At 73.0% G+C, this 19,065-nt stretch carries 18 protein-coding genes; 3 read left to right on the top strand and 15 right to left on the bottom strand.

What is annotated here, in order from left to right:
• Window positions 1-4 precede the first annotated feature (4 nt).
• Both ACVCAH_RS17990 and ACVCAH_RS17995 read right to left on the bottom strand, forming a co-directional pair.
• Complete coding sequence (locus tag ACVCAH_RS17990) at window positions 5-2,119, bottom strand: putative bifunctional diguanylate cyclase/phosphodiesterase (RefSeq protein WP_447137356.1); 2,115 nt, start codon at window positions 2,117-2,119, stop codon at window positions 5-7.
• A 379-nt stretch (window positions 2,120-2,498) separates the two neighbouring features.
• Entirely contained in the window at window positions 2,499-3,026 is a 528-nt protein-coding gene (locus ACVCAH_RS17995; protein ID WP_447137301.1) for an ArsR/SmtB family transcription factor, read from the bottom strand.
• 56 nt (window positions 3,027-3,082) lie between these two features.
• On the opposite strand from ACVCAH_RS17995, the gene ACVCAH_RS18000 reads away from it, so the two are divergent.
• A complete protein-coding gene (locus ACVCAH_RS18000; protein WP_447137302.1) occupies window positions 3,083-4,009 on the top strand; it encodes a S41 family peptidase in 927 nt (308 codons plus the stop codon).
• 72 nt (window positions 4,010-4,081) lie between these two features.
• Here ACVCAH_RS18000 and ACVCAH_RS18005 read toward each other — a convergent pair whose 3' ends face one another.
• The 12 genes from ACVCAH_RS18005 to ACVCAH_RS18060 all read right to left on the bottom strand — a co-directional run bounded on the left by ACVCAH_RS18005 (window position 4,082) and on the right by ACVCAH_RS18060 (window position 15,914).
• A complete protein-coding gene (locus ACVCAH_RS18005) occupies window positions 4,082-5,641 on the bottom strand; it encodes a hypothetical protein (RefSeq protein ID WP_447137303.1) in 1,560 nt (519 codons plus the stop codon).
• Complete coding sequence (locus tag ACVCAH_RS18010; RefSeq protein WP_447137304.1) at window positions 5,638-6,735, bottom strand: hypothetical protein; 1,098 nt, start codon at window positions 6,733-6,735, stop codon at window positions 5,638-5,640. Before ACVCAH_RS18010 ends, ACVCAH_RS18005 begins: the two co-directional genes overlap by 4 nt.
• An 81-nt stretch (window positions 6,736-6,816) precedes the next feature.
• A complete protein-coding gene (locus ACVCAH_RS18015; RefSeq protein ID WP_447137305.1) occupies window positions 6,817-8,211 on the bottom strand; it encodes an MFS transporter in 1,395 nt (464 codons plus the stop codon).
• Between the two features lie 111 nt (window positions 8,212-8,322).
• Window positions 8,323-8,496 carry a hypothetical protein gene (locus ACVCAH_RS18020; protein ID WP_447137306.1) on the bottom strand — a complete coding sequence of 58 codons (174 nt, stop codon included), beginning with the start codon at window positions 8,494-8,496 and terminating at the stop codon, window positions 8,323-8,325.
• An 8-nt stretch (window positions 8,497-8,504) separates the two neighbouring features.
• The gene (locus ACVCAH_RS18025) at window positions 8,505-8,738 is read right to left on the bottom strand and encodes a zinc-ribbon domain-containing protein (protein WP_447137307.1); all 234 of its coding nucleotides are present in this window, start codon (window positions 8,736-8,738) and stop codon (window positions 8,505-8,507) included.
• Between the two features lie 130 nt (window positions 8,739-8,868).
• Entirely contained in the window at window positions 8,869-9,729 is an 861-nt protein-coding gene (locus tag ACVCAH_RS18030; RefSeq protein ID WP_447137308.1) for a CHRD domain-containing protein, read from the bottom strand.
• A 356-nt stretch (window positions 9,730-10,085) separates the two neighbouring features.
• The gene (locus tag ACVCAH_RS18035) at window positions 10,086-10,964 is read right to left on the bottom strand and encodes an SRPBCC domain-containing protein (RefSeq protein WP_447137309.1); all 879 of its coding nucleotides are present in this window, start codon (window positions 10,962-10,964) and stop codon (window positions 10,086-10,088) included.
• Window positions 10,957-11,514, bottom strand: a complete 558-nt coding sequence (locus tag ACVCAH_RS18040) for a helix-turn-helix domain-containing protein (protein WP_447137310.1) — start codon at window positions 11,512-11,514, stop codon at window positions 10,957-10,959. Before ACVCAH_RS18040 ends, ACVCAH_RS18035 begins: the two co-directional genes overlap by 8 nt.
• Window positions 11,515-11,606: 92 nt before the next feature.
• The gene (locus tag ACVCAH_RS18045; protein WP_447137311.1) at window positions 11,607-12,542 is read right to left on the bottom strand and encodes a hypothetical protein; all 936 of its coding nucleotides are present in this window, start codon (window positions 12,540-12,542) and stop codon (window positions 11,607-11,609) included.
• A 13-nt stretch (window positions 12,543-12,555) separates the two neighbouring features.
• On the bottom strand, window positions 12,556-13,062 hold the full coding sequence (locus ACVCAH_RS18050) for a SigE family RNA polymerase sigma factor (RefSeq protein WP_447137312.1): 507 nt from the start codon (window positions 13,060-13,062) through the stop codon (window positions 12,556-12,558).
• 111 nt (window positions 13,063-13,173) lie between these two features.
• Window positions 13,174-14,517: a class I SAM-dependent methyltransferase gene (locus ACVCAH_RS18055; protein WP_447137313.1), complete on the bottom strand. Its 1,344-nt coding sequence runs from the start codon at window positions 14,515-14,517 to the stop codon at window positions 13,174-13,176.
• The gene (locus tag ACVCAH_RS18060) at window positions 14,514-15,914 is read right to left on the bottom strand and encodes an FAD-binding oxidoreductase (RefSeq protein ID WP_447137314.1); all 1,401 of its coding nucleotides are present in this window, start codon (window positions 15,912-15,914) and stop codon (window positions 14,514-14,516) included. Before ACVCAH_RS18060 ends, ACVCAH_RS18055 begins: the two co-directional genes overlap by 4 nt.
• Before the next feature lie 94 nt (window positions 15,915-16,008).
• On the opposite strand from ACVCAH_RS18060, the gene ACVCAH_RS18065 reads away from it, so the two are divergent.
• Window positions 16,009-16,479 (top strand): aminoacyl-tRNA deacylase, encoded by a 471-nt coding sequence (locus tag ACVCAH_RS18065; protein ID WP_447137315.1) that lies wholly within the window; start codon window positions 16,009-16,011, stop codon window positions 16,477-16,479.
• Window positions 16,480-16,503: 24 nt separating this feature from the next.
• On the opposite strand, the gene ACVCAH_RS18070 is transcribed toward ACVCAH_RS18065, so the two are convergent.
• Window positions 16,504-17,226: a FadR/GntR family transcriptional regulator gene (locus ACVCAH_RS18070; RefSeq protein ID WP_447137316.1), complete on the bottom strand. Its 723-nt coding sequence runs from the start codon at window positions 17,224-17,226 to the stop codon at window positions 16,504-16,506.
• A 209-nt stretch (window positions 17,227-17,435) separates the two neighbouring features.
• Here ACVCAH_RS18070 and ACVCAH_RS18075 point away from each other — a divergent pair, with 209 nt between their 5' ends.
• On the top strand, window positions 17,436-19,052 hold the full coding sequence (locus ACVCAH_RS18075) for an ABC transporter substrate-binding protein (protein ID WP_447137317.1): 1,617 nt from the start codon (window positions 17,436-17,438) through the stop codon (window positions 19,050-19,052).
• Window positions 19,053-19,065 lie beyond the last annotated feature (13 nt).

Genomic DNA, 19,065 nt, shown 5'->3' on the forward strand with positions numbered 1-19,065 from the left:
CCGGTCAGGCTCGGGCGAGCGCGGTGCGCAGCTGGGCCAGCCCGGCGGGACGGCCGTAGCGGTAGCCCTGCCCGTGCACGCAGCCGATCGCGGCCACCGCGGCGTGCTGCCGCTCGGTCTCCACTCCCTCGGCGACCACGGACAGCTGGAACGCCCCGGCGAGCCGGGTCACCATCTCCACCGTCGCGTACGCCCGGGCGTCGGTGTCGAGCCGGGCCACGAAGGAGCGGTCGATCTTCAGTTCGGTGGCGGGGATCCGGTGCAGGTAGCTCAGCGCCGAGTACCCGGTGCCGAAGTCGTCGATGGCGATCCGGATGCCCAGCTCGCGCAGCTGACGCAGCCGGTCGAGCACCGCCTCGCTGCCGTCGATCAGTGCCGACTCGGTCAGCTCCAGGGTGAGCGCCCGGGGCGCCAGGCCGGCGCTCGCGGTCGCCGCGGTCACCGTGGCGATCAGGTCCGGCCGGCGCAGGTGCGCGGCGGCGATGTTCACCGCCACGGTCGCCTCGGTCCGCCGGTCCTGCCAGGTCGCCGCCGCCCGGCACGCCTCGTGGATCACCCACCGGTCGATCGGCACGATCAGCCCGGTCTCCTCGGCCAGCGGCAGGAACCGGGCCGGGCTGAGCAGCCCGAGCCGGGGGTGCCGCCAGCGCACCAGCGCCTCCGCGCTGCGCACCGCCCCGGTGGCCAGGTCGACGATGGGCTGGAAATCCAGGTGCAGCTGATCCTCGTCGACCGCGCGCCGCAGGTCGGCGATCAGCTCCGCCCGGGTCACCGCCGACTCGCGCAGGCCCGGGGTGCAGGTCCGGTACGCGGACTTGCCGGCGGCCTTGGCCGCGTACATGGCGATGTCGGCGTCGCGCAGCAGGTCGGTGTGCGAGGCGTGCTGCGGGCCGTACTCGGCGATGCCGATGCTGGCCGACGGGTGCAGTCCCAGGTCGCCGTCGTCGTCGTCGGTCGGCTCCAGCGCGGCGAGCAGCCGTTCGGCCAGCCGCTCCGGCGGCACCTGCCGGTCGCCGTCGACCAGCACGGCGAACTCGTCGCCGCCGAGCCGGGCGATCGTGCCGTCGCCGTCGACCGCCGCCCGCATCCGGTCGGCGACGCCGGTCAGCAGGCTGTCCCCGGTGGCGTGCCCGAACCGGTCGTTGACCTGCTTGAACCCGTCCAGGTCGAGCAGCAGCACGGCGACCGGGCCGCCGTCGCGCAGCGCGGTGCGCAGCCGGCGGGTGAACATCAGCCGGTTGGGCAGGCCGGTGAGCTGGTCGGCGTAGGCCAGCCGGCGCAGCCGGACCACCAGCCGGAGGTTCTCGTTGGCGGCCAGCCCCTGCCGCAGCGCCAGCGCGGCGAGCAGCGCCATCAAGCCGATGAAGACCAGGTGCGGGGTCTGCCCGGTCGGTTGGCGGGCCAGCACCACGGCCACGATCGCCCCGCCCACCGGCAGGTACGGCAGCGCCACCCGCCACCACGGCGGCAGCGGCGACTCCGTCTCGTCCGCGTCGTCGCACTCGGGCAGCGGCGGGTACCGGCTGGCCAGGCCGACCAGCAGGTAACTCAGCGGCCAGCAGACGTCGATCGGGTGGCCGGCGACGTAGTCGCCGCGCGCGGCGAGCGACACGTAGACGGTGTCGGCGACCGCCCGCAGCGTGAGGCTGGCCCCGATCACCGTCATCGGCCGCCAGGCCCGCCGGCCCGGCCCGGCCACCGCGACCAGGATGGTCAGCTGCATCAGGTCGAGCATCGGGAAGAGCAGGCCGAGGGTACGCACCGGATCGGCCAGGTCGGCGGCGGCGACGTCGCGGAAGACGACCACCCAGCCGATCGGCACCAGGGCGAGCCCGACGATCACCCCGTCCAGCACGGTCCGGGCCCGGCCCACGGCGGTGCGCGGGGCGGCGAGCGAGCAGAGCAGCGCGCCGGTGCCGGTGAGGATGCTCGCGGTGAAGATCGCACCGACCAGCGGCGTGTGCGGCAGGCCGCCGCCGACCAGCCGGTCCACGGTCCACACCGCGCGGCCCAGCGCCGCCAGCGCCATGGTCAGCGCCAGCAGCGTCCAGAACCGGCGCAGCGGCGGCGGATGCCGGCGGCCCGCACCCCGGCAGGCCAACGCCGCCCAACCCGCCACCAGCAACGCGCCGACGTCGCTGACCAGGGCGGCGCCGGGCAGCGCCGCGACCAGCCAGCCGGCCTCGCCGACCAGGACCGCGCCCGCGCCGAGCAGCCCCAGCCGAGCGGTACGCCCCGCGGCTGGGCGGCGGGAGCGGCCCCACAGCGTCGGCCGGTCGGCGTCGACCGGCCCGGCCGGCGGGTCGGAGTGCCCGGGGCGGGTCGAAGCGGCCGGCGCGGGGGTGCCCCCGGCGGCCTGCTCGACGTCCTGTCGCGATCCGATCGCTCCGGCTCTCTCTCCTGCGCACCCTCGACGGCGAGGACCGGTCCGGCAAACCCCGAAAGCCTAGTCAGGTGCTCAGTCGCCCCGCCAGGGCCGGACGGGTACGGCTGACCCCTCAGGACGGTGCCGGCGTGCCCTGCCGGTAGAGGCTGACCAGCACGCCGTAGCGGGGCGCGCCGTCGCCGGCGTCCTCGGCGCCGTCAACGAGGTCGCTGAGCGCGGTGGCGAGCTGGTCGGCCTGGGCCGCGGTGAGCCGCAGGTGGCGCAGCTGCACCAGCGGCTCGTCGGCGGCCGTGGCGACCTCCTCGCCGACCGCGCCGAACATCGCGGCGGTGGCGGCGGTCTGCCCGGGCGCGACCCGCAGGTGCCGGGCGCTGCGCTGGTAGTACTGCTCGGTGCCACCGCGCACCGGCCGGGTGTGCACCACCCGGACCATGCCGGCCTCGCGGAGCACCTTGAGGTGGTGCGCGACGTTGCCCTTGGCCGCGCCGAGCGAGGCGGCGAGCTGGCTGATGGTGGCGGGGCGCTGCCCGAGCGCGAAGAGCAGCCGCTGCCGCAGCGGGTGCCCGAGCGCCTTGAACTGCGCCGGGGTGGTGACCTCCAGCAGCTCGTCGGGCGGTTGGTCGGGAATCTCGTCGGCCACTAAGAAAGTGTCTGCGCTTCTTGACGCTTTGTCAACGCGACTGCTCTACTGCGGACATGACGACTCTCCACACCCGGGAACAGCCCGCACAGCAGGCCGAGGTCGCCGAGGTGGTCGAGCGCGCGGCTCGGCTGGTCGAGGAGCACTACATCTTTCCGGACGTCGCCGCCCGGCTCGCCGGGCTGCTGCGGACCCAGCTGGCGGCGGGCCGGCAGGTGTCGTCCTGGGCGGCGCTGGCCGACACGCTCACCGGGACGCTCCAGTCGATCAACGGCGACCGCCACCTGCGCGTGACGTTCCACGACCAGCCGCTGCCGGAGGGTGGCGGCGACCCGCTCGCCGACGAGCTGCCCCGGATGGCCCGCGACAGCATGGGCGGCATCCACCGGGTGGAGCGGCTGCCCGGCAACGTCGGCCTGGTACGGGTCGAACCCGCGCTATTCGCCCCGGCGCTCGCCGGGCCGGCGATGACCGCCGCGCTCCGGCTGGTCGCCGACGCCGACGCCCTGATCCTCGACCTGCGCGAGACGATCGGCGGCGACCCGGAGATGGAGCTGCTGGTCTGCGGCCACCTGTTCGACCGGCCGATGCACCTCTACACCATGTGCCAGCGCCACCTGCCGGACCGCCAGTTCTGGAGCCCGGCGCCGCCGAGCGGAGTGCGCTTCGGCGGCAGCCGGCCGCTGGCCGTACTGACCAGCGCGGCGACCTTCTCCGGCGGCGAGTCGCTCGCGTACGCCCTCCAGCAGCACGGCCGCGCCACGGTCGTCGGCGAACGCACCGGCGGCGGCGCCCACCCGCGCACGGGGTTCCCGATCCACCCGCACCTGCACCTCTCGGTCCCGGTCGCCCGGCCGGTCAACCCGCTCACCGGCACCAACTGGGAGGGCATCGGGGTGACCCCCGACATCGAGGTCCCCGCCCCCGACGCCCTCGAGGCGGCCCACCGCACCGTCGCCCGAACCCCCGCCGAGGCTCGTTGATCATGAGGTTAGCGGCAGGAACAGAGATCGACACCGCCGCCAACCTCATGATCAACAGGGTCCGGGGCGGGATCAGGTCCAGGGTTCGTCGGGATCGGCGTCCAAGCCGGACTGCGGGGCTGCCGGCGGGTGGGCGGCCACCGGCGGGGCCGGGTCGGAAGCGACGGGTGCCAGCACCGGGGGGCCGCCGTGGGTCCAGGGGGTCTCCTCGACGGCGGGGAACGTCGCCGCCGGCAGGAAGGCCTCCGACAGGGTGGTGTAGCAGAGCCGCTCCCCCACCTCCGGCACGCTGCCCGGCGCCGCCGTCAGGCCGCGGCCCATCCCACCGGAGAGTTCCAGCACCACGTCGGTCTTGCCGTCGGCGGCCGGAGTCAGGAAGACCACCCGGGCCTTCTGCGCCGGCCGGGCCGGCGAGTACAGCGCCGTGCCGACCGGCACCAGCACCGGCTCGGTGGTGACCAACTGGATCCGGGGCCGCAGCACCGGCCGCTTGCCGCTGTCATCCACCCGCTTCGGGTCGGCCAGGGTCACCTCGCCGACGAACGCCGCGCCGGCCAGCCGGTGCTCGGCCATCACCAGCGGGTCGTCGTAGGCGCGCTGCACCGCGTACGAGGTGAGCGCCCGCTCCAGCCGGTGCAGCCGCTGGGCCGCGGCCACCGCGCCGTCGCGCCGCGGCTGCGGGCCGCCGCCGGAGTCGACGTGCTCCGCGTAGCCGGTGAACGCGTCCCGGTCGCCGGCCCACCGGCCCTCGACCCGGGCGCCCGGCGGCATCGCGCGCAGCAGTTCCACGCCGCGCCACATCAGCTCCCAGGTGGGCGTGAGCTGGTCGCGCAGCAGCCCTTCCAGCTCCGCGTACGCCTGCGCGCGGGCCACCGGATCCGCCTCGGCGGCGGCGTACCGGGCGATCGCCGGGGCGAGCTGCCGGTTGTCGAAGTCGGGATCGGTGGCCGGCCCGGCCGGCGGGCAGACCGCCGGGTCCTCGGCCCGGGCCGCCGCCTCGGCGCCGGTGAGCCCGGCCGGCGGGTCGATCCAGCCGAGCAGCGCCGGCAGGTGCAGGTCCTCCACCGCGCTCTGCCCGGTCGCCCAGTGCAGGGTCAGCGCGTCGGTCATCGCCACCAGCGCCGACGAGCCCGGATGCTCGGCCCGCTCGGCGAAGTACGTCAGCCAGCGGCCCAGCAGCGGCACCGACGGGTGCACCGGATAGTCGCCGTCCGGCCGGCGAAACCGGGTGGAGCGGCCGAGCAGCCGCAGGAAGGTGATCCCCGCCGGGTTCGGCACCAGCAGCTGCGGCGCGTCGACGTACCGGTACCGGACGTCCCGGCCCCGGTCCACCGCCACCGCCTCGCTGACCGCCCGATGCCCGTCCAGGTACGGCAGCAGCACCGCCGCCAGCTCGGCGGCGAACGCGAAGCGCTGGTCCCGGTTGCGGGGCTGCGGCACGATCAGCAGCCGCGCCTCGTCCGGCGCCGCCCCGGCCAGCATCGCCAGCGGGGCGTTCGCCTCGCCGGCCATCGCCAGCGGCACCAGCACCAGCGGCCGCCCCGACAGGTGCAGGTGGCGCACCGTGGCCACCGGCTGCGCCACCCCGGCGGCCAGCGCCTGCGCCTTCGCCAGCGCGCGCAGCGTACTCATGCCGGCAGCCCGAGGGCGTCGGCCCGCAACCGGGCGGCGGCGCGCAGCAACGCGGCGGCCTCCGCCTGCTCCGGCTCCGGGGTGCGCTCACCGGCGGCGAGCGCCAGCGCCTCCGGCACGGTCGGCACGCCGCCGAGCGCCTCGCGCACCGGCCGGCCCAGCACCGCGGTCTGCTCGCGCGCCTCCTGCCGGCAGAAGTACGCCAGCTCGCAGGCGGCCAGGCACTCCGGCGCGTAACGGGCCTCCACGGTGGACAGCGCGGCGGCCAGCGTCGCCGGATCGGCGGTCAGGTCGGCGGTGAAGTCCTCGGGCACGGCCGCCAGCAGCGCGTCGATCCGGTCCATCCGGGCCAGCTGCCGGCGCAGCACCAGCAACTGCTTGCGCACGTCGAGCAGGCTGGCCACCGGCTGGTTGGCGAAGTCCCGCGGGCAGACCAGCACCACGTCGTGCGACACCAGCTCCGGGTCGTGCCCCTCGGCCGCGAGCAGCTCACGCAGCGCCAGCACGTACACCGCCGACTGGATCGCCGCGGCGGCCACCTTGCCCGGGTCGGCCTGCCCGTCGATCACCGGGAACGACTTGATCTCCACCACGTGGAACCGGCCGGCGAGCCGGGCCGCCACCAGGTCCGGCTCCAGGTGCACCCGCCGGCCGGCGACGTCCAGGCCGAGCAGCGGGTGGTCGAAGAGCGCGGCCGGCTCGTCCGCCCCGGTGGGCACGGCGGCGGTGAGCACCTCGCGGGAGCGCCGCTGCCGGTCCGGCAGGTCGTCGGCGCCGAGGTCGGTCCAGTCGGCCCGGTCGCCGGGCGGCACCCCCCGCCGGTCCGCCACCAGCCGCAGCAGTTCCGCGCCGCCGTCGGCCTTGACCTGCGCCTCGAACGCGTTGCCCCGGGTGATGGCGAACCGGGACTGCCCGAACCGGGCCGGGAAGCCGATCCGCTCGGCCAGCTTGGGCTTGTCCACCCCGGCGCCGTCGAGGACGGCCCGCCGGGTGCAGCCCGGGTTGCCGGTCAGCGCGGCGATGGTACGGGCGTTGTGCCGCCGGGCCGGCACCCCGCCGCGGATCGCGGCCAGTCGGTGCTCGCTGCTCGTCATGATCCGCCCAGGATAGGCCCGGAGCCGCTGCGCGCCACCCGCGCCGCGACCGAACACCTGCGGCCGCCGACAGCGGCGGGCTCAGCGGCTGCCGGCGGCGACGGGCACCGGTGCCGGTACGCCACGGCGCACCAGGGCGGCGACGAGCGCGGCGGCCACCAGCGCCACCCCGGCCATCGACCAGAGCACGACGCGCAGCCCGCCGGTGAACCCCGGGTCGGCGAGCCGGCCGGCCGTGGTGCTGGCGACCACCGCGCCGACCACCGCGATGGCGACGGTCTCGCTGGCCAGCCGGGCGGTGTTGATCATCCCGGCGCCGGTCGCCGCCCGGGCCGGCGCGACGCTGCCGATGGCCAGCGCGTCGAGCAGCCCCATCGAGAGTCCCACCCCGACGCCGATGGTGAGCAGCGGCCCGGCCAGCGCGGCGGGGTCGCTGTCCGGGCCGAGCACGGTGGCCCAGGCCGCGCCGACGGCCACCACCGCGACCGACGCGACGATCACCGCCGGGGCCGGGACCACCCGGGTCAGCGCCCCGCTGAGCAGCGGCAGGACCAGCGTCGGCGCGGTCAGCAGGATCAGCGTCGCGCCGGCCTCGGCCGGGCTGAGCCCGACCACCGTGGTCAGGTACGACGGCAGGTAGACCAGCAGCGGCACGAGGACGGCCACGATGGTGGCCGCCGCCAGGCAGATGCCGAGGAACCGGGGGCTGGCCAGCAGCGCCAGGTCGAACATCGGCTCGGCGCGGCGCCGCTCGACCCGGACGAAGAGCACCAGCAGCGCCAGCGCGGCGGCGAACGCGGCGACGATGACGGGATCGTCCCAGCCGTGTTCCGGGCCCTGCACGAAACCGAAGATCAGCAGCAGCAACGCGGCGGTGAACGACCCCGTGCCCGGCCAGTCGATCCGGCCGCCGTGCGGCTGGCGAGACTCGGGCAGCAGCGGCACCAGGGCCAGCACCACCAGACCGGCCAGCGCCGGCGCGGCGAAGACCGACCGCCAGCCGAACGCGTCGATCAGCAGCCCGGCGATGGACGGGCCGAACGCCAGGCCGACGCCGATCGTCGTACCGAAGACGCTGAACGCGCGGGCCCGGGCCGCGCCGTGGAACGTGCCGGCGAGGATCGCCGACGCGCTGGTCGCGGCGGCCGCCGCGCCGACACCGGCCAGCGCGCGGACCGCGTCGAGCAGCACGATGTCGTCGGCCACCGCGCCGAGCAGCCCCGCACCCGAGAAGATCGCGACGCCGGTGGCGAAGACCCGACGCCGGCCGAGCAGGTCGGCGAGCGCACCGCTGGCCAGCATGAAACTGGCGAAGGTCGCGTTGTAGGCGTTGACCACCCACTGCACGCCGGCCAGCCCCGCGTCGAGGTCACGACCGATGTCCGGCAGGGCGACCGACGCGCCGGTCAGCGACACCGGCAGCGAGAGGGTGGACAGCAGGACGGCGACCAGCACGACGGCCGGATGGTTGCGCACGATTCCCCCGTTCGGACGGCCGCCCCAGCGTAAGTGCCGCAGGTGAGGGCGCGATCCGCTCCGGGTCGAAGATCACACGAGGCCGGCGGCGGCGCCGGGCCGTCGGCGGAGCTACCGGCCGGTCGAGCGGTTCCAGGGTGACCGGGGCAGGGCGGTGCCGGCCAGCGGGCGGCGGTCGCGCCGGCGCCGGCGGCGGCCGGGGGTGCAGGGCGGCCGGGAGACGGTGTGCATCGGGGTCGCGGCGTCGGGTCGCCGGGCGATCAGCCAGCAGAGGAAGCGGGTCATCGGGGCGCTCAGCCGACCGGGAGGCGCTGGGCGTCGGCCTTGGGGATCTCGTACTGGGCGCCGCAGAAGGTGCACTGCTGCAGGTAGCGGGTGCGAATCGGAATGATCGGGATGAAGAACAGGCTGAACTTCGTCGACCGGCGGGTGATCACCTGCGCGGCGTGGTTCCCGCAGTTGCGGCAGACCTGCTGCATCACGCCCGACTGGGTGACCTTGGTGCGGAGTCCGAAGATGAAGAACATCGCCCGGCATTACCCAGCGGGACGTTGTCTCTCACCACTGATGGTTCGTTCGTGAGGGACCCGGCGACGGAGCGACTGAACGCCCGTCCCGTCATGCCGGGTCGGGCGTTCAGCCTGTCGCGTCGACAGGTCACTCGTCGGAGTTCATCCACGCGGGCCAGCGGTCGCCGTCCTTGTCGTGGTCCCGGTCCTCGTCCTTCTTGTCCGAGTCCCGGTCCTCGTGGTCCTTGTCGCGGTTCCGGTCCTCGTCGCACTTGTCCCGGTCCCGGTCCTCGTGATCCTTGTCCCGGTCACGGTCCTTGTCGTCCTTGTTCCAGCCCCGGTCCTCGTGGTCCTTGTCCCGGTTCCGGTCCTCGTCGCACTTCCGGTCCTCGTCGCTCTTGATCTGGCCCCGGATCTCACCGTTCGGGTACTTCTTGGTGTGCACGTTGACGTACGTGACACCGGCCTCGATCGCGTCGACGAGCTCGTCGAACTCGCCCGGCTCGATGCCCTGTGCGGCGGGGCCGACGACGTCGTCGCGCTTGATGGTTCCCTCGACCTTGGCCGGGGACTTGGGGCAGGCCGGGACGTGCTTCGGCGCCCCGCCCTTGGCGTCCTTCAGGTTCGAGCACAGGAAGGCGGCGATCCCGCCGCTCTGGTGCCGGCCCCCGAAGTGGATGTGCGCCTGCTCGACGTCCTTCAGCTCGTCGTAGGTCAGCTTGTACTTGATCTCCTTGTTGCGTTCGTCGATGTGCGCCACGAACCGGCCGAAGCCGGGCGTGGAGATGGTCAGTGGGTCCTCCTCGTAGCCGCTGAGCTTGGCCCGGACGACCTGCTTGCCCCGTGAGTCGTTCCAGTCCCACGAGCCGTCGCGGGAGTCGTGCGACTCGCGCTTGTCGCCCGAGTCGTCCCGCCCGTCGCCCATGGCCGCGGTTCCCACGGCGGTGGCCGCCACCACCGCGCTGGCCGCTACCGCCACTGTCCACAGTCGGGTCCGTTGGATCAGCATCTGTCGTTCCCCTCCTAGCCGGGGCCCGAGCCCGGAACCGACGGCCTAGTGCTCGTCCGCCCCGGGCGCAGGCATGCGAAGGCGCCGCGCGCCGGAGCGACGTGACGTCGAGACCTCCGGCGCTCGGGATCGATTAGCGCCCTATGGTGAAATTGTCCCATGTTCAGCGGAAACCTGAGACATCTTCACTGATCCGACCGTCAGTGACCTACGAGCGCTATGAGCGGACTGCGACCTGTGCCGTCGGCCGGTCGGCGTGCGGCGTTTCTCCTGGGACACGCCGAAGTGCCTGACCGCCGTCAGCGGTCAGGCACTTCGGTTCGCCGGGCGCCGGCCGGCCCGGAGGCCTGGGCGGGTCAGCCGGCGGCGTTTGCCGTCTCGGTCTCCAGGCCGGGGATCTCCGCCTCCAGCCAGATCGGCTGCCAGTCCGCCACCTCGTGGTAGCGGCGCAGCTCGGCCAGCCCGGCCACCGACCCGGCCCAGGCCGCGTACGGCGGGTGCTGCTCGTCGAAGCCGCTCTGCACGAAGGTCAACTTGGTCTTTCCGGCCGACTCGGCCAGCTCCCAGGTGGTCACGCCGGTCGGACCCCAGTCCACGGACATTTTCCGGCCGGGCTCCAGGTCGATGACCTTGGCCGCGTAGCCGGCCTCGAAGCCGCCCATCGCGTAGCGGCCGCCGACCCAGGGCTCGATGCCGATCGGGTAGCCGAACCAGGCGCTGGCCTGCTCGGAGTCGGTCAGCGACTGGTACACCTTGGCCATCGGGGCGTCGATGAGCAGCTCGCCGCGCATCTCCGCCGAGGTGAAGTCGACCTTGGGCAGCAGCGGTCCGCCCTCCAGGTGGGCGGCCAGGTTGGCGATCGACAGGCTCCAGAAGGTCTGCAGCACGCCCCGGATGCTGCTGCCGGTCATCGCCTCGTTGAAGTCGAAGTGGCTCTGGGTCAGCGTGATCACCGTGCTCTCCGGGCCCTCGGCGCGCAGCGTAAACTCGGTGGTGGTCTCCACCCCGTCGAGCGTCCAGGCGAAGCGCAGGGTGTCGTCGTCGACGTGCAGCAGCCGCTGGTGCGGGGCGTCGCCCTCGGGGGTGTGCCGGCCCCAGAACTCGTAGCGGTGCGGGAGGTCGACCTCGGCGTGCTCGGCCAGCCAGACGCGCAGCTCGGCGGGGTCGGTCAGGGCGCGGCGGACGGTCTCGACCGGCGCGGCGAGGCGGGCGTGCAGCTTCATCGGTTCACTCACGGTCTTTCCCCTTCGGATAGCAGGCGACGGCGAGCTTGAAGGCGTCTCCCTCGGCGCCGCCGTAGCGGGTGAAAAGGTCCTGCAGGGCGGTCTGCAGGTCGTGCAGGAACTGTTGGCGTTGCGCCGCCGGCACCCGGATCTCCCCGGACACCCCGACCGAGGGGAGTTCGGGCGCGGCGCGGTCCAGCCCGGCGATGTCGGCCTGGACCTCCTCCATCAGGTCGAGCAGGTAGCCCAGGCTCAGCTCGTCCCGCGCCCGGCGCAGCCCGATCCGGCCGACCAGCCGGGGCGAGAGCCAGTAGGACCGGGCGGCCGCCTGGTAGATGCCCTCGGTGATGCCGCGGACCTTGCGCTCGCTGACCCGCTCGACCAGGCCGGCCGCCACCAGTTGCTTGACGTGGTAGTAGACGCGCTGCGGCGTCTGCTCCAGCCGGGCGGCGACCTCGGTGCAGGTGCGGGGCTCGGCCAGCTGCCGCAGCACCTCGACGCGCTGCGGCTTGAGCAGGGCTTCGGCCTGCTCGATCTGCTCCAGGTACAGGACTTCTCTCATGGCAAAATCAGTTTGTACGTACAAAACTTCTTTGTCAATGGGTTCGACGAAAGCCGCGCCGACCCGGCGCGGCTTTCGTGACGGCGAGGCTCCTACTTAAATCGCACCCGGGCGCCCGCTGGCCGCTCGACCTGCACTGGCAGGCCGTAGCCGGACAGCTCGATGACCACGTGGAGGTGGTACGTGAAGTTCTCACCCTTGATGGTCGACCGCGCCACACGGTCGTAGGTCACCGTCGCGATCCGGTTGTCGGCGCCGAGCGTCACGTCGCCGACGAAGCTGTCGGCGGCGATCTCGTTGCGGAGATCCGTAACCGTGACCTCGAAGTGGTAGCCCCCACCGGCGGTCTCCGTGACCTTGGCCCCGGATTGCCCCAGCGCGCGGAACAGGTCCTGCGGATCCGCCGAAGCGCCCAGACCGCCGTCCAACGCCAGGTCGAAGTTGAGGCGGTCGTGCCTGCCCGGTTCCTGGCTCCAGACGATCTCGCCATTGCTGCCCACGCTGCCGTTCGGGGCCCCGATGTACCGGACGCCGTCGATCAGCCGCTCGTGCTCGAAGCCCGCCGCGACCACCGGACGCAGACCGGTGTACGGCGATTCCAGGTAGCCGGTGGCCGTCGTCGGATCGAAGGCTCCCATGGTGACCCAGCTCTGGCTCACCGGCTCGGGCAGCTCGCCGTTCGCCGGTGCCTTGTCCTTCCAAGTGGTCGTGACCTTCACCCGGTAACTGATGTTCTCGCTGGCCTCGGCGGCGGCGGCGAGCCGCAGCTGCGGCGACTCGACACCCGCCCCCGGAGGCCGCTCGGCCACCGGGGCGGGCGAGACTCCCGTGCGCCCGGGGACACCGGTGCCGAGGGTCGCGACCGCGGCCAGCGCGCCGACCACACCGACGGCGTACGCCGTGCGGACCAGCGCCGTCCGGCGCCTGTGGCGTCGGGTGGCCTCCGCCAGCACGTCGCCGGTCAGCGCCAGCCCGGCGACCCGCTCCCGCATCCCGGCGGCCAGCCGCTCCTCAAGATTCGTGTTCATCTCCCGCTCTCCTTCATACCCGCGCGTCCTCGAGCGCCCAGTCGGCCGTGAACTCGCGCAGCCGGGCCAGCCCGCGCGAGGCGGAGGATTTGACCGTGCCGACCGAGCAGCCCAACACCTCGGCGGCCTCCGATTCGCTGCACTGCTCCCAGTAGCGAAGCACCAGCACGGCCCGCTGCCGCGGTGGCAACATGGCCAGCGCCTGGGTGAGTGCCTGCCGGACATGCAGCGCGTCGGTGCCGTCCCCCTGGCTGGGCGGCTCGATCTCGGCCAGCACCTCCGGCCGTCGCCTGCGCAAACGCCACCGGTCGACCGCGAGGTGGTACAGCGTGCGCCGCAGGTAGCCCTCCTTGTCGCCGTGCACCCGACCCCAGTTGCGCATCAGCCGCTCCAGCGCCGCCTGCACCAGGTCCTCGCCGGCGACCCGGCTACCGGTCAACAGCACGGCCGTCGCGAGCAATGCGCTGCCACGTTCGGCGACGAGGACGTCCAACCCGTCAAAGCGTTTCTTCCGCCCCACCGGCTCTCCTTCCGTCCCCACCAAGGACGACGGGTGCCGGCCAGAGGTTGACTCGGGACGCAAAACGAGAAGGCCGCGCGATCGCGCGGCCTTCTCGTCAGCGGGTGGTGCTCAGGGCAGCCAGTCCGGGCGCAGCGGGTAGCTGCTCGCCCCGTCCGGCCCGTTGCGGGTGGCCACCACCTGGTGCAACTGGATGCCGTTGCGCTCGAACGCCATCCGGGAGCCGGCCATGTACAGCCCCCACACCCGGGCCGTGCCGCTCCCCACCTCGTCGACGCAGAAGTCCCAGTGCTCCACCAGGTTGCGGCACCAGCCGGCCAGCGTCAGCGCGTAGTGCTGGCGGAGGTTCTCCTCGTGGTGCACCTCCAGCCCCACGTCGTGCAGCTCGCTGATCACCCGGCCCGGCCCGGCCAGCTCCCCGTCCGGGAAGACGTACCGGTCGATGAACGCGCCCGACCGGTGCGGCGCGTGGTTGTCCGCCCGGGTGATGCAGTGGTTGAGCAGCCGCCCCTCCGGACGCAGCCGGTCGCGCAGGAAGCTGAAGTAGGCCGGGTAGTTGCGTACGCCGATGTGCTCGGTCAGGCCGATCGAGGAGATCGCGTCGAACTGCTGGGGCGGCACGTCCCGGTAGTCGAGATGGCGCACCTCGGCCAGCTCGGTCAGCCCCTCCCGCTCGATCGCCGCCTGCGCCCACTGCGCCTGCGCCCTGGACAGCGTCACGCCGAGCGCCTTGACGCCGTACTCGCGGGCAGCGTGCCGGACCATGCCGCCCCAGCCGCAGCCCACGTCGAGCAGCCGCATCCCCGGCCTGAGCGCCAGCTTGCCGGCGACCAGGTCGTACTTGGCCGCCTGGGCCTGCTCCAGCGTGTCGTCGCGGCTGCGGAAGAGCGCGCAGGTGTACGTCATCGAGGGGCCGAGCACCTTCTCGTAGAAGGCGTTCGACACGTCGTAGTGGTGGGAGATCGCGTTGCTGTCCCGGGTGCGGGAGTGCCGCAGCCCGTTCACCACCCGCTTCCACCGCGGCAGGGCCTCCTGCGGCGGCGGAGGCGGGGGCAGCAGCCGCTCCCAACCCAGCCGGCGGACCAGGTTCAGCCCCTCGGCCAGCGACGGCGGGCGCAGCCGCAGCTCGTCCTTGAGCACCCGCAGCGCCTCGTACGGGTCGCCCGGGTGCACCCCCTCCAGCGCCAGGTCACCGCTGACGTAGGCGCGGGCCATGCCCAGGTCACCCGGGGCGGTGAGCAGGTAGGACAGCCCCCGCTCGGAGCGGACGGCCAGGGTGATCCCGGCGTCCGTCGGGCCGACCGCGCTGCCGTCGTACGCGGTGATCCGTACCGGCAGGGCGCCGGTGGTCACCGCGCGGATCACGTCGGCCACGGTCAAACCCGTACGCCGGCCCCCCGCCGGCGGGGTGGCGGGAGTGCTCGCCGCTCCCTGGTCTCGATCGGTCAGGCTCATGCTCGTGCAACCGCCTTCTCGTACAGTCCGGTCAGCCGGTGGTCCGGGTCGTAACGGTCCTTCACCGCGCGCCAGGTCTCGCCCCCGTAGAGCCGGTCGAAGGACGCCCGGTCGTAGTACGCGTCGGAGTAAAGCGACTTGTGCCCGCCCAACTCCGACACCTCGCGCTCGATCGCGCGGTTGACGTCGCCGTCGGCGGCGCCCTCCGCGATCGGCACGCTCCCCCAGAATCCGATGTTGACGTAGTCCTGGCCCGGCCGCAGCGGATACAGCGGCCAGGCCCGGGCCGATCCGGGACCGGCCGGCTCGCGCAGCCGCAGCGGGCAGAGCCAGACCGGGCTCATCCCGACGGCGCCGGCGAACCAGCGCAGGAACTCCGCCGTCCGCTCCAGCGGGATCTCCACGTCCTGCACCACCCGCTCCCGCGCCGGCAGGCCGCGCCACCGGTCGATCCGCGCGGCCACCCCGTGCCGGTGCTCCAGCCGGACCAGCCGGTGGTAGAAGTCGCTGCGCCGCCACCGCGCCGGCCAGATCCGGCGGACCACCGGGTGCTGCACCCCGAACGCCGCCGAGCACCAGAACCAGTCGGTGTCCCAGCGCCACAGGTAGTCGTACCCGGTCAGCGCGTCCCGGGTGCGCCGGCGCAGCGACCGGTAGTAGATGTTCTGGCCGGTGTAGTCGCTGACCTCGCCCGCGTCGTCGGTGAACGTGCCCAGCACCAGGTACGCCTCGCCGGGGCTGAACATCACCCCGTCCATCGCGTCGACGGTGACGCCGGCCCAGGAGCGGGTGGCGCTCACCTCGGCGATCGCGTCGACCAGCTCCTCCAGCCGGGTGAACCGCACGTTGCGCAGCGCCACGTGCCGGCCCACCGGCTGCAGTTCGATGCGCAGCCGGGTGGCGTAGCCGAGGCTGCCCAGCGAGTTGGGGAACGCGGCGAACAGGTCGGCGTGCGCGCCCTCGGGCCGGGCCGTGACGATCTCGCCGGCGCCGGTGAGCACGTCCAGCTCGAGCACCGACTCGTGCGGCAGGCCGTTGCGGAACGAGGTGGACTCGATGCCCAGGCCGGTCACCGCGCCGCCCAGGGTGATGGTGCGCAGCTGCGGCACCACCAGCGGCATCAGCCCGTGCGGCAGGGTCGCGTCGACCAGGTCCTCGTAGGTGCACATGCCCTGCACGTCGGCGGTGCGGGCGGCCGGGTCCACGGCCAGCACCCCGCTCAGCCCGCTGACGTCCAGCCCGGGCGCGCGGGGCGCGGATCGCGGGCGGAACAGGTTGGAGGTGCGCTTGGCGAGCCGGACCGGCTCACCGGCGGGCACCGCGGCGTAGGACCGCCGCAGCTGCGCCACCGCACCGTCATGGTCGACCGAATGATGATCCACACGGACCGCGCACATGAGATCACTGTACGCGCCACGAGGTGAAATTCGTGGGATGTCCACGGTGGCCATTTCGCATCGCGGGACGATCGAGGCGGTTACCGTGGCCGGCATGCCCTCCCCCGCGTTCGCCGCCCTGGACGCCAGCGGCCTGCCCTACCGGGTGATCCGGCACGGGCCGGTCACCAGCCTGGCCGAGGCCGCGCAGGCGCGCGGCGTCGCCGTGCCGGACGTGGTGAAGACCATCGTCGTCCGGCGCGGCCCGGACGACCACCTCTTCGTGCTCGCCCCCGGTGGCCGGGTGATCTCCTGGCCGAAGCTGCGCGCGCTGCTCGGGGTCAGCCGGCTCTCGCTGCCCGACGCGGCGACCGCGAAGGCGGTGACCGGTTACGAGCGGGGCACCATCACCCCGTTCGGCGCCACCACCGCCTGGCCGGTGGTCGCCGACGAGGGGCTGCGCGGCCGGCAGATCACCCTCGGCGCGGGCGAGCACGGGGTGGCCGTGGCGGTGGACGCCGACCGCACGCTGGACGTGCTGGCGGCGACGGTCGCGGACGTCACCGACCCCGAGCCGACCCGCTGAGCCGCCGCCGGCCAACCAGCGGGGTCAGCTCTGGCCGCGCAGCCGCGCCAGCCGCCCGCGTACGCCGTCGAAGTGCGCCTGGACCGCGATGACGGCGGCCGCCTTGTCGCCCGCGACCACCGCGTCGTGGATCGCCTGGTGCCGGCGCAGCACCTCGTCCGGCGGCTCGGTCGGCGCGCCGAGATCCACCTGTAGCTGGTGGTAGACGTCCCAGAAGGCGCCGAGGAGCTGCCCGACGAGCGGGTTGCCCAGCGGGAGGTAGAGCGCGTCGTGGAAGCGGCGGTCGGTCTCCGGGCTGACCGGACCCACCCGCGCCTCCGCCGCCATCCGGCCCAGGGCTTCGGCCGCGGCCGAGAGGTCGACCTCGGCGTGCCGGTCGATGAGCTGCATGACCAGGCCGCTCTCCAGGGCTTCCCGGATCTGGACGAGGTGCGCCAGGTGGTCGCCGCGATCGGCGGGGATGATCCGGCCGTGGAAGGCCAGTTCGTCGACGAGTCCACCCAGTGACATTCGGCTGACGAACATCCCGAAGCCGTGCCGGATCTCCACGATGCCGACGGCCTGCAACGCCTTCAACGCCTCCCGCACCGAGTTGCGGCTGATGCCGAGCTCCTTCATCAGCTCCGTCTCGGTGGGCAGTGGATCGCCGACGCCGAGGCCCCGCTCGAGGATCAGGCTCTTGACCGCTTCCCGAGCCTCGGCGGCACGGCTGAGCCGCGGGCGGACGGATCGGTCGGCAACGCTCATGCTCTGCACTCAACCTTCGCTGGACATCCTATGACCACGGCCGTTGACCGACTCTTTCCATCCGGCGGAACGGCAACCTGCTGGAAACATTGCCGTATTCCGCCCTTGACCCGACCACCGTGCCGCTCTAGCCTCCACTCTACCGGAGATGGGATGTGGAACGTCCTATGTCCGGTCGACAAATCTCACACCACTCAATGGGAGGCACCGTGAGCGTCCCGGTATCCCGGCCCTTCTACAGCCGGCGCGACTTCCTGCGCTTCAGCGGCACCCTCGGCGCGGCCGCTGCCGTGGCCGCCACGATCTCCGCCTGCGACTCCGGCCCGGCCTCGACGAGCTCGGTGGGCGCCGGCGCCGACAAGGACCTCGTCACCGCGGTCATCGGCTACGGCAACGACCAGAGCTGGGACCCGACCATGACGGCTTCGGCCTTCTCCATGGCCGCCAACCAGCACATCTACGAAGGCCTGATCGACACCGACCCGGTCACACGCGAGCCCTACCCGGCGCTGGCCACCGCGCTGCCCACTGACACCGCCGCCACCACCTGGCGGTTCACCCTGCGCGAGGGCGCCAAGTGGCACGACGGCCAGCCGGTGACGGTGGACGACGTGCTCTTCACCTTCGACCGGGTGCTCGACCCCTCGACCCTGGTCAGCTCCTTCTTCCGGAGCTGGCTCAAGGAGGTCAGGAAGGTCGACGACCGCACCGTCGAGCTGGTGTTCAACTTCGCCTTCCCCGATGCCCTGCCCCGGCTGACCATCGCGAAGATCATGCCGAAGCACGTGTTCGGCGCCGCCGGGGGCTGGGACGCCGCCAAGGGCGGCAAGGCGGTCGGCTCGGGCCCGTACCGCCTCACCGCCCACAACCCCAAGTCGAACGACACCTTCGAGGCCTTCGCCGACTACAACGGGCCGCGCAAAGCCCGGTTCAAGAAGATGAACTGGCTCTCCATCGTCGACAGCTCCGCCCGGGTGGCCAAGATCTCCGGCGGGTCCGCCGAGGCGCAGATCGCGGACAACATCCCGTACGCCAACATCGACCAGCTCAAGAAGTCCGGCCTCACCGTCGACGGCGGCAAGGGCATGAACCACATGTTCCTGATGTTCAACACCAGCGCCAAGCCCTTCGACGACGTCCGGGTCCGGCAGGCGCTGCTCTACGCCATCGACACGAAGACGATGATCGACGTCGCGCTGAAGGGCCACGGCACCCCGTCGACCAGCTTCCTCAACGAGCAGAACCCCTCGTACGCCAAGGCGAAGACCGTCTACGGCTACGACCCGGCGAAGGCCAAAGAACTGCTGGCGGCGGCCGGCGTCACCAACCTGTCGGTGACCCTCATGGCAGTCAACGTCAGCTGGATCGCCGACTGCCTGCCCACCATCGCGAACTCCTGGAACGCGATCGGCGTCAAGACCACGCTCCAGCCGCAGGACACCAGCGCGCTGTTCACCAAGATGGACCAGTCCCAGGACTACCAGGTGGTCGCCGCCGCCTCGAACCCGAACCAGTTCGGCCTCGACGCCGACCTCATCCTCCGCTACAACTACACCGCCGGCGGCACCTGGATGAAATACACCAAGTGGGACAGCAGCCCCGTCGCCAAGAACCTCTTCGCGCTGATGGACCAGGCCACCCGCGAGCCGGACCAGGCCCGCAAACTCGCGCTGACCCACCAGTACCTCGACGTCATCGCCGAGCAGGCCGTGCTCTACCCGGTGGTGCACACCGAACTGATGACCGCCTGGGACCCGAAGAAGATCTCCGGCATCCGTCCGCAGCCGTATCCCGGCATCAACCTGCTGCAGGCGGAGCGCGTCTGACCCACCGGGCGGC

This window comes from Micromonospora sp. LZ34 (assembly GCF_052981855.1).

Coding starts and splice junctions, on each gene's coding strand:
- ACVCAH_RS18000 (WP_447137302.1), top strand. CDS start 3,083: ATGACGACTCTCCACACCCGGGAACAGCCCGCACAGCAGGCCGAGGTC.
- ACVCAH_RS18005 (WP_447137303.1), bottom strand. CDS start 5,641: ATGAGTACGCTGCGCGCGCTGGCGAAGGCGCAGGCGCTGGCCGCCGGG.
- ACVCAH_RS18010 (WP_447137304.1), bottom strand. CDS start 6,735: ATGACGAGCAGCGAGCACCGACTGGCCGCGATCCGCGGCGGGGTGCCG.
- ACVCAH_RS18020 (WP_447137306.1), bottom strand. CDS start 8,496: ATGACCCGCTTCCTCTGCTGGCTGATCGCCCGGCGACCCGACGCCGCG.
- ACVCAH_RS18025 (WP_447137307.1), bottom strand. CDS start 8,738: ATGTTCTTCATCTTCGGACTCCGCACCAAGGTCACCCAGTCGGGCGTG.
- ACVCAH_RS18030 (WP_447137308.1), bottom strand. CDS start 9,729: ATGCTGATCCAACGGACCCGACTGTGGACAGTGGCGGTAGCGGCCAGC.
- ACVCAH_RS18040 (WP_447137310.1), bottom strand. CDS start 11,514: ATGAGAGAAGTCCTGTACCTGGAGCAGATCGAGCAGGCCGAAGCCCTG.
- ACVCAH_RS18045 (WP_447137311.1), bottom strand. CDS start 12,542: ATGAACACGAATCTTGAGGAGCGGCTGGCCGCCGGGATGCGGGAGCGG.
- ACVCAH_RS18055 (WP_447137313.1), bottom strand. CDS start 14,517: ATGAGCCTGACCGATCGAGACCAGGGAGCGGCGAGCACTCCCGCCACC.
- ACVCAH_RS18060 (WP_447137314.1), bottom strand. CDS start 15,914: ATGTGCGCGGTCCGTGTGGATCATCATTCGGTCGACCATGACGGTGCG.
- ACVCAH_RS18065 (WP_447137315.1), top strand. CDS start 16,009: ATGCCCTCCCCCGCGTTCGCCGCCCTGGACGCCAGCGGCCTGCCCTAC.
- ACVCAH_RS18070 (WP_447137316.1), bottom strand. CDS start 17,226: ATGAGCGTTGCCGACCGATCCGTCCGCCCGCGGCTCAGCCGTGCCGCC.